Below are 13,643 nucleotides of genomic sequence, written 5' to 3' on the forward strand. Positions count from 1 at the left end.
CATAAGAACGTTTCATATGTAGAGTGTAAAAAGCACCTCGGTTGAGGTGCTTTTTTTATGATCTTAAAATTGAAATATAACGTTGTAAAGATTTAATTTCTGTATCTATGATGAAATTGTAGAAATCATCTTTGTCTCCTTCAACTTGTGCTTTTTCAAGACTTTCGTAATAGTTCATCCTGTTGCTTAAATCTCCTTTTATATCGGCGATAACAAAGCCATGACTCAATAGAACTAGATTCATTACTAATCGAGCGGTTCTACCATTTCCATCTATAAAAGGGTGTATGGTAACTAACCTTTCGTGCATCTCAGCTGCTAAGATTACTGGATGGTATTTGTACTTGTTGGCTTCATACCAAAAAAAATAATCTTCCATTTGCTTGTTAACCAAATAGGGTGCAGGAGGCATGTGTTGACTCCCTTGAATCATTACTTGAACATTTCTGTATTTTCCGGCCTCTTTTTGGTTAATACCCCGCAATATGAGGTTGTGTAATTGCAAAACCTCTCGTTCTGAAAAAGCAATTTTTTTATGAATGATTTCTTTTAAATATTCCAAAGCCTCTTGATGGTTGATTGCCTCCAAATGTTCATTCATAGATTTTCCAGAAATGGTTAACCCTTGATTTACCACCAAATCAGTTTCTCTTAGGGTAAGTGTATTGCCCTCTATTTTATTACTATTGAAAGTGTACTCTAATTCTAAAGCTTGAGCAACCCTATAGCTATCAAAACTTCTTAACTGTTGTAATTCAGAAAGCAATTCATCGAGGTACTTTAATTTATCTTCAAAGTGTTCGTAGGGTCTGGGCTGTCTGCTGTTGTATTCAACAACGTCTTCCATAACCATCTGTAATGCCCTTTCAGCAATCTGGTAATCGTCTATTTGAGAAATGATTTTTTCTTTCATCCACCACGCTAAGGCATCATCTAATGGAAGTTGTAAATGTTTCGCTAAGAGGATGATTTGTTGTTTGGTGGGAAGTCTTTTGCCATTTTCAAATTTACTGATTAAGGCCTGATCGATCCCACTGATTTGTGCCAAGTCCTTAACTTTCAACTGTAAATTGGTACGTTGTGTTTTAAGGATATTCATTTTAATTGACGTATTATTTCTTGACAAATTTAGTCATTTTTATTTGGTCTTCCAAAAAAAGAGAGTCCCTTAATAAGAGACTCTCCATATATATTGCCAGCCTAACTATCTGTAAAAACAGGAAATTAGGACAGAGAAATCCGCCGAAGCGGATATAAATTACATCATTCCTGGCATTCCACCTGGCATACCGCCTGGCATTCCTGCTGCACCTTCTTCTTGAGGCTCATCTACAATTACACATTCTGTAGTCAACAACATAGAAGCTATAGAGGCAGCGTTTTCAATCGCAATACGCGTAACTTTAGTTGGATCAATAACTCCTGCAGCGTAAAGGTTTTCGAATACATCTGTTCTTGCGTTGTAACCGAAGTCATCTTTACCTTCTTTCACACGTTGAACGATTACTGCTCCTTCACCACCAGCATTCGCGATGATTTGACGTAAAGGCTCTTCAATTGCTCTTCTTACGATAGCAATACCTGTAGTCTCGTCTTCGTTCACTCCAGTTAAGTTATCTAAAGCATCTACGGCACGAATTAAAGCAACACCTCCACCTGGGATAATTCCTTCTTCAACAGCAGCTCTTGTTGCGGCAAGTGCATCGTCAACTCTGTCTTTTTTCTCCTTCATTTCAACCTCAGTTGCAGCACCTACGTAAAGAACGGCTACACCTCCAGCTAATTTAGCCAAACGCTCTTGTAATTTTTCTTTGTCGTAGTCAGAAGTAGAAGCTTCCATTTGCACTTTGATTTGCTCAACACGTGCTTTGATATCTTCTTTGTTTCCTGCTCCGTTTACAACTGTAGTGTTGTCTTTATCGATTTCAACTTTTTCAGCTGTTCCTAACATGTCAACTGTAGCGTTCTCTAAAGTAAATCCTCTTTCTTCAGAAATCACAGTTCCACCCGTTAAGATAGCGATGTCTTCCAACATTGCTTTTCTTCTATCACCGAATCCTGGCGCTTTCACAGCTGCAATTTTCAATGATCCTCTAATTCTGTTTACTACTAAAGTTGTTAATGCTTCTCCATCAACGTCTTCTGCAATAATTAATAAAGGCTTACCTGATTGAGCAACTGGCTCAAGTACAGGTAATAAGTCTTTCATGTTAGAGATCTTTTTGTCGTAGATAAGGATGTAAGGATTCTCCATCTCTGCGATCATCTTCTCTGTATTTGTAACGAAGTAAGGAGATAAGTAACCTCTGTCAAACTGCATACCTTCTACCGTTCTAACTTCAGTCTCTGTTCCTTTTGCTTCTTCAACAGTAATTACACCGTCGTTACCTACAACTTTCATAGCTTCAGCGATCAAAGACCCAATCATCTCGTCATTGTTTGCTGAAATAGAAGCAATTTGCTTGATTTTATCGTTGTCAGAACCTACCTCTTGAGATAACTCTTTCAATTTAGCAACGATAGCAGTAACTGCCTTATCGATACCTCTTTTCAAGTCCATTGGGTTAGCTCCCGCTGCAACGTTTTTCAAACCTGCAGTAATGATAGCTTGTGCTAAAACAGTAGCCGTTGTTGTTCCGTCTCCTGCGATATCTGCAGTTTTAGAAGCAACTTCTTTTACCATTTGTGCTCCCATGTTTTCTGTTGCGTCTTTCAACTCAACTTCTTTGGCTACAGTAACACCATCTTTTGTTACGTGTGGAGCTCCAAATTTTTTATCAATTACTACGTTTCTTCCTTTTGGTCCTAAGGTTACCTTAACTGCATTTGCTAATGCGTCAACACCTCTTTTTAATTTTTCTCTTGCTTCTACGTCGAAGTAAATATCTTTTGCCATTTTCTAAACTTTTTAAATTATCCTACGATTCCGTAAATGTCTGCTTCTCTCATGATAAGGTAAGTTTTACCCTCCAATTTGATTTCAGTTCCTGAGTACTGACCATAGATTACGCTATCGCCAACTTTTACCGTCATAGGCTCGTCTGGTTTACCATTTCCGGCAGCAACGATAGTTCCTCTCAATGGTTTCTCTTTCGCTGTATCTGGAATAATAATTCCACTTGCTGTCTTTTCTTCTGCAGGTGCCGGCTCAATAAGAACGCGGTCTGCTAATGGTTTCATTAATGACATATCTATTTGTGTTTATGTAAAATTTATATGTTGCTGCTTGTCGAAAAATATGCCAAAGCATTTTTGACAGTTGAAAGCAAAAAAAATGTCAGTATGCGTGACATACTGACATTTAAAAATATAGTTTAAGCCCAATAAGAATGACGAAATGCCACGCTTATTATTGTGCTCCTCCTTGTTCTCCTGCAGGAGCTGGAGCTGGCTGCTCTGTTTGTGTTGGTTGTTCTTGTTGAACTGGAGCGTCTTCTCCTTTGTAAATCATCGTCATTACAATAGATAAAACACCAATGATTCCTGCTAATCCCCATGTAGCTTTCTCAATAGAATCGTTCGTTTTCTGAACACCACCTAACTGGTGAGCAGCACCGAAGTCTGTTGATAAACCACCACCTTTTGGATTTTGAATTAAAACTACTAATACAAGTAGTACACTCGCCAAAAGGATTAAGATAGTAAGTAATGTTCCCATGATTTATTTAATTAATTTTTGTTTCAGTTTTTTAATTTGATTTGCAAAGAAACTCTTTTTTTCTGGAAATTTCAACATTAATTGCTCATAAGATGCAATTGCTTTTGGATAATTTCCCTGAGCGGCAAAGATTTGTGCCAAGGTTTCTGATACTGGAAGGCTTGATTCGTCTAGACTTTTCTTGGCAACTTTGCTTGGTGAAAAGAATTCTTTTTTCGGCCTACTTATTTGTGGTTCTTCGTTAATAAACTTCTCAATGATACTGTCGACCTTCGATTTTGGAGCTTCAAGCTCTTCTTTTTCCTGCTTTTGAACTTCAGTTTTTTCTTCAATATCACTTTTTACAGAACCTAACTTTTGATTTTCTTCCCTCGTTTCAGGTGTAATTTCTTCTTCCGCTATTGGGGCTGAGTTGAGAGTTGTTTTTGCAACTTCAGTTTCCGTAGATGAAGGCAATGCTTCTTTTTCTATTTCTTGCGTTTTTTCTTCTGTGTTTTGTGCTTTTTTAGCTGCTAACCATGCAAAGAAATCTTTTGGTTTTTCAGTTTCTTGCTGAGGAGTTACGTCATTTGTTTCAACCTCCTGTTCTTCGGTAAGATGCAGCATGTCCTCAGCAGGTGCATCAGTGCTTTCCTCCGTGAAGCTCACTTGTTCTGAAGTTGTATTAGCAGCTGAAACTTCTGTTTCTTGCTCTGTATGTCCCTCCTCTTCAGAAACTGAGCGTACTATGCGGACCTCGTGTTCTATTGTACGACTCACCGCAGTAGCGTACATGTCAATTTCTAAAATATCTGTAGGAAGGTCCTCTTTTTCTGCAGTTTCCTTCTCCACATTAAGAGTTTCTTGTTCTTCTTCATCCACCGTTATTTCGGTTTCAGTAGTTTCAATTTCGAAACTCAAAGTCTCTTCGTGGTTAAAATCTTCTTCTGCCTTTTCTTCCTCATTTTCAGAAGAAATTTCCTCAATTTCCTGATCTGGGGTTATACTGAAGATAGGTGTTTCGTCAATAGAAGAAGGTGTTGATTGGTCCTCCGAGATTTCCTCATTAACCTCTTCCAAAGCTTCCTCTGTAAACTCTTCCGAATCAGTTGCTTCTGACTCTAAGTTTTCTGTTGGAAGCTCCTTGTCTACTTCAAGATTTTCCACTTCAAGATTCTCTTGGATAGGGAAGGAGGTAGCGTCTGGTTCAGGTATTTCAAGCTCAGGTTCTTCAATGTTAACCTGTGTTTGTATGTCGTGCGTTAAATTGAACAAACGAATTCTATCTGGAATTCTATAGGCATGTTCACTTAATTCCTCTTCAAAACTAAAATCATCGTGTTGGGATAAACCAGATAAAAGCAAGAGCGAAAAAACAGGAGAAAAGCTGTATTTCTCTGCCAAGTTTTTCAACGCGGGGATATCCGATTGCTGTATTTTTTTCGGATCTATAATTCGCTCTGTTAATTCTGCCTTATTCATCTTACCAATTCGAAAGTAGTTGGTTGATTACGTCTTGAATGATCTGTCTGTTCACCTCTTCGTATAAGTTCGTTTCTATACTTCCCAAATCTTGTGTTGCGTCGTAATCTGCGAAACGAGAAGCTCTTACCTGCATCATGTCTTCTTCAGGAGAGGTGATGAATATATCAAAAATAGCTGTAATCGTTAATCTATTTTTAGAAGCATTATCATTACCTTGAATAGCTACAGGAGCAATCTCATATCCAATAATATTTCCTGAAATATTGATTTGAGATTCCTGATTTCCTGTATTCAATTTTAAGCCTGTTCTATTTTGAATTTCGTCTTTTAAATCTTCCGTAAGTAAAGGAGCATAATTCAAAGGAGCATTTGCTGCTTCACTTTTAATCGTTTCCACCGAAAAGTGTTTCCAACTAGGATCTATACTACCATCCTTAAAACCTACACTCGTTGGCCAGCAACTTGTAAATAGAAAAAACGAAACCAAAAAGAGGGCAAACTTCATCATATCTATGCCGAATATACTAACTTATTTTAAATGGAATTCCTTGATTTTTCTGTACAAAGTACGTTCTGAAATTCCTAATTCTTTGGCCGCATACTTGCGTTTACCATTGTGCTTTTCTAAAGCTTTTTGAATGAGTTCTTTTTCTCTATCTTCTAAAGAGAGCGATTCTTCTACCTCTATGTGCTCTTCGTAATCGTCTTCTATGATGCGGACTTCGTCGTCTTTACTTGAGGAGTAGTCGTTATCTCTATTAACAACCGTACTGGGTAAGAAATTATTTGGACTATCACTTTGATAATCTTCATACATCTTGTTCAATACATCTCTTTGGTTAGCACTTAAGTTTACCTCTGAGTTGTTGTTAAGTATTTCAACCACTAATTTTTTCAATTCATTCAGGTCGTTTTTCATATCGAACAAGAATTTATACATCAATTCTCTATCGCTATAAAACTCGTCCTTTTCTTTCTCCTTATTTACAATCGCAGGCAAATTGCTGTGAGGTGATTCAGGCAAATATTGACGCAATATCTCAGGAGTTAAGAGACGCTCATTCTCAATGACAGATATTTGCTCGGCAATATTCTTTAATTGTCGGATATTTCCTGGCCATGGATAATTCAGCATCAATTCAACCGCCTCATCGGTTAATTTAACTGCGGGCATTCTGTATTTCTCTGCGAAATCATGGGCAAATTTTCTAAACAAGAGGTGAATATCATCTTGTCTATCACGCAGGGGAGGAAGTTGAATTGGAACGGTACTTAATCTGTACAACAAATCCTCTCTAAACTTTCCTTTTTGTATGGCCTGCATCATGTTTTCATTGGTTGCTGCCACCACACGTACGTCAGTTTTAATCACTTTAGAAGATCCAACACGAATAAATTCGCCGGTTTCTAAAACCCTTAATAAACGTACTTGAGTTTGCATGGGAAGTTCTGCTACTTCATCTAAAAAGATAGTACCACCGTCTGCAACTTCAAAATATCCTTTTCTGCTTCCGCTTGCACCTGTAAAGGCTCCTTTTTCGTGACCAAATAATTCTGAGTCTATGGTTCCTTCAGGAATTGCACCACAGTTTACTGCAATGTATTCACCATGCTTTCTCGAACTTAATTGATGTATGACTTGAGGGATAATTTCCTTACCCGTACCACTTTCACCCGTAACAAGAACCGAGATATCTGTAGGGGCTACTTGTGCCGCCACCTCTAACGCTCTGTTTAAAAGCGTTGCGTTACCAATAATTCCGAAACGTTGTTTAATTTGTTGTATAGTCATAGTCAGTTGAAAAAGAATTAAGCCACTACCTCACCAATTAATGTTGCAGAAGTACAATCTGTAATTTTTACATTTACGTAAGACGCTGGTTGAACATCAACTTTCGGGAAAACAACCATGGTGTTCTGATCATTTCTTCCACAAAGCATATCATCTGATTTTTTTGAAGTTCCTTCCACCAAAACCTTCACAGTTTTACCTACATAGCTTTGGTTAATAACCATTCCTTGTTCTCTTTGTAGAGTAATGATTTCTGTTAAACGTCTTTGTTTAACTTCTTCTGGTATGTCGTCTTCGTATTTTCTTTCCGCTAAAGTTTTAGGTCTTTCAGAGTACTTGTACATGTAAGCAAAATCGAATTTTACTTCTTCTATTAAGCTTAAAGTATCCTGGTGTTGCTCTTCTGTTTCTCCACAGAAACCTGTAATGATATCTGTACTGATGGCAGCTTCAGGAACAATGCGCTTAATGGCGTCAATTCTATTTAAATACCACTCTCTAGAATATCCTCTGTTCATTTTCTTCAATACTTCTGTATTTCCAGATTGAACAGGTAGGTGGATGTAATTACAAATGTTGTCGTATTTAGCAATAGTTTCCAACACTTCATCCGTCATATCTTTTGGATGAGAAGTAGAGAAACGAATTCTTAAATCTGGATGAACCTCTGCACACATTGCCATCAATTCAGCAAAGTTTGTAGTTGGTTTAGTTTCGTCTTTAATTTCTCCTTTGTTGGTAATGTTCCAACGGTAACTATCTACGTTTTGTCCTAACAAGGTAACTTCTCTATACCCTTGTTCGAACAATTCTCTACATTCCTGAACGATGGTTTGTGGATCTCTAGATCTTTCTCTACCTCTTGTAAAAGGTACAACACAGAAAGAACACATGTTGTCACACCCTCTAGTGATACTTACAAATGATGAAATTCCTTTGTTATCTAGACGTACAGGACTAATATCTGCGTAAGTTTCTTCTCTACTTAATAAAACGTTTACTGCTTTTTGTCCACCTTCAACTTCATTAATTAAAGAGGGTAAATCACGGTAAGAGTCTGGTCCAGCAACAATGTCAACCAATTTTTCTTCTTCCAATAACTGTTTTTTCAAGCGTTCGGCCATACAACCCAAAACTCCTACGATTAAAGAAGGTTGGTGTTGTTTGCGGTATTTGAAGTTGGTTAAACGCTTACGTACTCTTTCCTCAGCGTTTTCACGTATACTACAAGTGTTAATCAATATAAGGTCTGCCTCTAACTCGTCGTTAGTGGTTTGGTATCCTTGTTTTATCAAAATAGAAGCAACTACTTCACTGTCTGCAAAGTTCATCGCACAACCGTAGCTTTCTAGAAATAATTTCTTTCCATTAGGATTTGATGATGATGCCATTTCTAATGCCTCACCTTGTCTTGTTTCGTCTATCTTCTTTCCCTCAAGAATATTATCCATCATTGTTCATCAAATTTGTGGGACAAAAGTAACTAAAATCTAGGATTAGTGTCAAAATGGCAGAGTGAAAATACGTTAATTAAAGACCAACTATGCGAACTTTTTTAGCGGAAATGGTGTATATAAGTAGAGCTTAAATTAACAGAGTTTCCAAGGGTGGTTTGTTTTTAGCAATAATTTAAACTTATTTTGCAGCTAATTCGATTCACCTTTTAATATAGAAAATAGGACATGTCAAAGAATTTAGTAATTGTCGAGTCACCTGCAAAAGCAAAAACCATAGAAGGTTATTTGGGGAAAGATTTCACTGTAAAATCTAGTTATGGTCACGTAAGAGATCTTGCCAAAAAAGGCTTAGCAATTGACGTCGAAAACAATTTTAAACCTGATTATTCGGTGAGTCCAGACAAGAAAGCGCTGGTTACAGAATTAAAGAAATTAGTGAAAGGTGCCGAAACGGTATGGCTCGCAACCGATGAGGACCGCGAGGGAGAAGCTATTTCTTGGCACTTGTATGAAACGCTAGGATTGGATAAAAAGGAAACGAAACGAATTACTTTTAACGAGATTACAAAAACTGCCATCTTAAAGGCGATAGAAAGTCCGAGAGAAATCAACAAAGAGTTGGTAGATGCGCAGCAAGCAAGAAGAATATTAGATAGATTAGTTGGTTTTGAACTTTCTCCTGTTTTGTGGAAAAAAGTTAAACCAAGTTTATCTGCAGGCCGTGTACAATCTGTTGCGGTTCGTTTAATTGTTGAGCGCGAAAGGGAAATACAAAACTTTACACCAGAAACTTTTTACAGACTCTCTGGTTTTTTCCAAAAAGATGCGGATACTATTAAAGCAGATTTAGCGCATAACTTAGGTACAGACAAAGAAGTTGAAGCTTTCTTGGATTCATGTAAAGCCGCCGAGTTTGAAATTACAGACGTAGTGAAAAAGCCCGGCACGAAATCTCCAACGGCGCCGTTTACAACTTCTACCTTGCAACAAGAGGCGAGTTTGAAACTTGGTTTCTCTGTTTCAAGAACCATGTCAGTTGCACAACGTTTGTATGAAGCAGGTAAGATTACTTACATGAGAACAGACTCTGTGAACTTCTCAGACGATGCCATCAATGCAGCGGAAAAAGAAATTAAGAGTGCTTACGGTTCAGAGTATTCTAACCCAAAGCGCTACAAGAATAAAAATTCTGGAGCACAAGAAGCCCACGAAGCAATTCGTCCTACGAGTTTTGCTGCCCACAGTGTAAACATGGGGTCAGACGAAACGCGTTTATACGATTTGATTTGGAAGCGTTCAATAGCTTCTCAAATGACCAACGCAAAATTAGAGCGTACAACCATTAAAATTGGAGCCGAAGGAGTTGCAGATATTTTCCAAGCAAAAGGTGAGGTGATTAAATTCGACGGGTTCTTGAAAGTGTATTTAGAGTCTAATTTAGATGAGGACGAAGAAGACGGAACAGTTGATGGATTGTTGCCTGCAGTTAATGTTGGTGATAAAGTTAATGCCAATGTAATTACAGCAACGCAGCGTTTCACCCGTGCAGCTCCACGTTACGTAGAAGCTTCTTTGGTGAAGAAATTAGAGGAGTTAGGTATAGGTAGACCTTCTACGTATGCACCAACGATTTCAACGATACAGAAAAGAGGTTACGTTGAGAAGATAGAACACGAAGGAAAAGAAAGAAAATATGATGTTTATACGTTAGAAGGTTCTGAACTTTCTAAAGAGTTGAAAACTGAAATTACGGGTAGGGATAAAAATAAACTTACACCTACAGATATAGGTATAGTGGTTACCGATTTCTTGGTAGAGCATTTTGGTAGAATTTTGGACTACAACTTTACAGCAAAAGTAGAGGAGCAGTTTGATGAGATTGCCAAAGGTTTGCAAGAATGGACACAAATGATCAAGGAGTTTTACGATCCTTTCCATACCAATGTAGAAGATACTTTGGAGCACTCTGACAGAGCCTCAGGGGAGCGTCACTTAGGTGAAGATCCGAAAACAGGTGAAAAGGTAATTGTGCGTATAGGGCGTTTTGGACCTATGGTACAAATTGGAGATACAGAAGGAGAGGAGAAACCTCGTTTTGCTTCACTTAGGGCTAATCAATCGATTACGACGATAACTTTTGAGGAGGCGATGGATCTCTTTAAATTGCCAAGAACTTTGGGGGAATACGAAGGGAAAGTTGTGAAGGCAAATGTTGGACGTTTTGGTCCTTACATCCAGCACGATGGTAAGTTCGTTTCTTTAAAAGAGGATGACCCTATGGAAGTACAACTGGATAGAGCCATAGAGTTGATTCAGTTGAAGCGTGAGGAAGATGCTAAGAAGTTGATCAAAACGTTCGAGGAGGATGAAACTATGCAGTTGTTGAATGGTAGATGGGGAGCTTACTTGAAGATAGGTAAGAACAACTTTAAATTACCAAAAGATGTTGAGCCAGAAAGTTTGACGTATGAACAATGTATAGAGATCTCTGAAAATCAACCGAAGAAAACTACGCGTAAAACAGCGGCAAAGAAAAAAGCGCCGGCGAAAAAGACAACAGCAAAAAAGAAAACTACAGCTAAGAAGAAGTAGTTAGAAAATATTTGAAGAAGTAAAAGTCGTACCTTATATAAGGTGCGACTTTTTTGTTTAGCTCCTTCTTCTAAGTAGAATCATCTTTAAATCCTTGAATCCTTGAATTCTTGAATCCTTAAATCCTTGAATTGTTGAATCTTTAAATTGTTGAATCATTAAATCCACCCTGTTTCATTTCCACCACGGATAGGAACGATAGCTTACCGCATCCAAGGCCTTAGCAGTTAGTGCGCTAGAGTACGACCACCGGAAGTGCTTTAGCAAAACTTAAACTGCTTGGACTTGGGAAGGTAACTAAAGTGGATAGCCGTAAATGGGGGCCAAGAAAAACACTAAAAAGAGGTTACTAACATTGAACCTTTGATTTTTACTCTGAGCACAGGGTGAAGCTTAACCTTGACTTATGTAGTTTTGTACAAAGCACAATTATGAAAGATATTTCAATTTATTTTCAAGGTATAGCCGTAGATAGATTTGTAGAAGAGGAAGCCAACCTATTAAATAATGTTGAGATACATAGTCCTGATAACTTTCCCGAATTGAAGGAAAAGGGAGTTGCTTTAATATACTGTCCAGAATACCGCAGTGTGAGCGAAGTAATGCCGAAGGGTTCGGATGCTTTCAGAAAAGAGTTGTACAAATTGTTTCCAGCTGCCTCATGGAATTTCAAGCTGTACGATTTGGGTAATTTATTGCCTGGTGAAAAGTATACTGATACTTTCTTTGCTTTGTCGAGTGCAGTGCAGGAATTAATTAAAAAAGATATCGTGCCTATTGTAGTAGGTGGTTCTCAGGATTTAACCTATGCTTTGTATAAGGCCTACGAAGAGTTGGAGCAGTTTGTGAACTTAACTACTATAGATGCAAAATTGGACCTTGGAACAGGAGAGGGTGCAATTGATAAGAATGGATGGTTGAGTCACATCGTATTACACCAGCCAAATTATCTGTTTAATTATAGTAATCTAGGTTGTCAAGCCCATTATAATCCTACCTCAACCTTCGATCTTTTTGAACAGTTGTTTTTTGACGTGCATAGATTGGGTGTTTTGAACACAGATATCACCTTGGCAGAACCAGTTTTAAGAAATACGGATATTTTAAGTTTGGATATAGAGGGCTTGAGAGCGAGCGAGTTAAATTCTACTTCTTATCTGCATCCTAATGGATTTTTTGCCAATGAAATGTGTAGGTTGGCGCGTTATGCTGGGGTGTCAGACAAGTTAAGTTCTTTCGGTATTTTTAACCTCTGGGGAGGTAAGGATAGCGGTGTGACGGATGCTTTATTGGCACAAATTATCTGGTATTTTATGGATGGTTATGCTGCACGTTTTGGAGATTTCCCTATTGGAACTACAAAAAATTATTTGCGCTTTAAAGTTTATTTAGAAGAAATTGATACAGAAATTAATTTCCTGAAAAGTGATAAGTCGGGCAGATGGTGGATGGAAGTTCCGTATCCGCAAACAAAAGGGAATAAGTATGTTAGGCATCACATGGTGCCTTGTTCTTATCAGACTTACCAAGATGCCATGCAAAATGAGATCCCAGATTTATGGTGGTCTACCTACCAGAAGCTTTCTTGAGTTGTAACTTTTATTGAGTTAACCCGTTAGTATTAACAACGATATGTTGAAACCAACACGATTGACGATTGAAATTTGTTAAAAATGACTGTTTTTAGATAATTTTAATTATTTTAGTCGCCTATTGGTCCATATTTTTATATGAGCCATGGGAATAAATTGTGCTAACTATTTGATATTATGGATAAAAGATTACTTTTTGTAGCGACGCTGCTCCTGTGCATTACGGGGACTTCTTTCGCTCAGCAAGAAAAGTTGTTGACTCACTTTATTTTTGATAAAATGAGTTTGAACCCAGGTGCTACAGGGATTACAACTGAGAACACAGTTTGTGCTACTTCGATTTATAGAAATCAGTGGGACAGAGTGAACGGAGCTCCAAACTCTGCAGTTCTTAATGTTGAGGCTAACCTTCAGCGTTATTTCCCAAGTGCAGCGGGTATTTCTTTTTACCATGATGCGATTGGTTTTTACCGTCAAAACAACGTAGTGTTGAACTATGCGTATCACCAACCTTTATCAAACGGTGATTTGTTAGGTATAGGGTTAGGTATAGGTATTTCTAGTATGAGTAATACACCAACGTGGGTAACTCCGCAAACGCAGTTCCCTGCAGGTGTTGATCCAATACTATACACAACAGCTTATTCTCAAACAAATGTGGATATGAACTTTGGAGTTTATTACCACTCCGATAAGAATTTTTACGCGGGTATTTCAGGTGTTCACTTGAATGCCGCGCAATTCGATACGGCTATCGGACTTTCAATGTCACGTCACTTCTATTTAATGGGAGGGAAGTATTTTGAAGATTTAATTGCTCCAGATGTAGATTTAGAAGCAAACGTTTTAGTTAGAACAGACTTAGTAAAGACAAGTGCAGATGTTAATGTACGTGCTTTATACGACGATAGATTTTATGGTGGGTTAACGTTTAGAGCAAACGATGCAGTTGCTATTATGTTAGGGATGATAGATGTGATTCCTAACTTAAACGTAGGTTACTCTTACGATGCCACTGTAAATAAGTTGAGAACGAATTCTTGGGGGTCGCATGAGTTAATGGTGAAATACTGTTACATACTTCCGCC

11 protein-coding genes are annotated in these 13,643 nt (G+C 37.9%); 3 read left to right on the forward strand and 8 right to left on the reverse strand.

Annotation, left to right across the window (positions count from 1 at the left end; all coding sequences use genetic code 11):
• Window positions 1-55 precede the first annotated feature (55 nt).
• From BM327_RS15590 to miaB, 8 genes are all read right to left on the reverse strand, one after another.
• A complete protein-coding gene (locus BM327_RS15590; protein ID WP_090253375.1) occupies window positions 56-1,099 on the reverse strand; it encodes a Fic family protein in 1,044 nt (347 codons plus the stop codon).
• 159 nt (window positions 1,100-1,258) lie between these two features.
• Window positions 1,259-2,896 (reverse strand): chaperonin GroEL, encoded by a 1,638-nt coding sequence (gene groL / locus BM327_RS15595; RefSeq protein WP_090253378.1) that lies wholly within the window; start codon window positions 2,894-2,896, stop codon window positions 1,259-1,261.
• 17 nt (window positions 2,897-2,913) lie between these two features.
• Window positions 2,914-3,189, reverse strand: coding sequence for a co-chaperone GroES (locus tag BM327_RS15600; protein ID WP_090253381.1), 276 nt, complete (start codon window positions 3,187-3,189; stop codon window positions 2,914-2,916).
• Window positions 3,190-3,349: 160 nt separating this feature from the next.
• Window positions 3,350-3,658, reverse strand: coding sequence for a preprotein translocase subunit SecG (secG, locus tag BM327_RS15605; RefSeq protein ID WP_090253383.1), 309 nt, complete (start codon window positions 3,656-3,658; stop codon window positions 3,350-3,352).
• Between the two features lie 3 nt (window positions 3,659-3,661).
• A complete protein-coding gene (locus tag BM327_RS15610) occupies window positions 3,662-5,119 on the reverse strand; it encodes a hypothetical protein (RefSeq protein WP_090253386.1) in 1,458 nt (485 codons plus the stop codon).
• 1 nt (window position 5,120) lies between these two features.
• Complete coding sequence (gene lptE / locus BM327_RS15615; protein ID WP_170853785.1) at window positions 5,121-5,519, reverse strand: LPS assembly lipoprotein LptE; 399 nt, start codon at window positions 5,517-5,519, stop codon at window positions 5,121-5,123.
• Between the two features lie 132 nt (window positions 5,520-5,651).
• Complete coding sequence (locus BM327_RS15620; RefSeq protein WP_090253392.1) at window positions 5,652-6,914, reverse strand: sigma-54 interaction domain-containing protein; 1,263 nt, start codon at window positions 6,912-6,914, stop codon at window positions 5,652-5,654.
• Window positions 6,915-6,931: 17 nt separating this feature from the next.
• Complete coding sequence (miaB, locus tag BM327_RS15625) at window positions 6,932-8,368, reverse strand: tRNA (N6-isopentenyl adenosine(37)-C2)-methylthiotransferase MiaB (RefSeq protein WP_090253395.1); 1,437 nt, start codon at window positions 8,366-8,368, stop codon at window positions 6,932-6,934.
• A gap of 228 nt (window positions 8,369-8,596) precedes the next feature.
• On the opposite strand from miaB, the gene topA reads away from it, so the two are divergent.
• The 3 genes from topA to BM327_RS15640 all read left to right on the forward strand — a co-directional run.
• Entirely contained in the window at window positions 8,597-10,963 is a 2,367-nt protein-coding gene (gene topA, locus BM327_RS15630; protein ID WP_090253398.1) for a type I DNA topoisomerase, read from the forward strand.
• A gap of 431 nt (window positions 10,964-11,394) precedes the next feature.
• Complete coding sequence (locus tag BM327_RS15635) at window positions 11,395-12,552, forward strand: formimidoylglutamase (protein ID WP_090253401.1); 1,158 nt, start codon at window positions 11,395-11,397, stop codon at window positions 12,550-12,552.
• A gap of 180 nt (window positions 12,553-12,732) precedes the next feature.
• The coding region (locus tag BM327_RS15640; protein ID WP_139230421.1) for a PorP/SprF family type IX secretion system membrane protein at window positions 12,733-13,643 on the forward strand (911 nt) is incomplete at its 3' end.

The organism is Lishizhenia tianjinensis (assembly GCF_900116425.1).
Lineage (GTDB): Bacteria > Bacteroidota > Bacteroidia > Flavobacteriales_D > Crocinitomicaceae > Lishizhenia > Lishizhenia tianjinensis.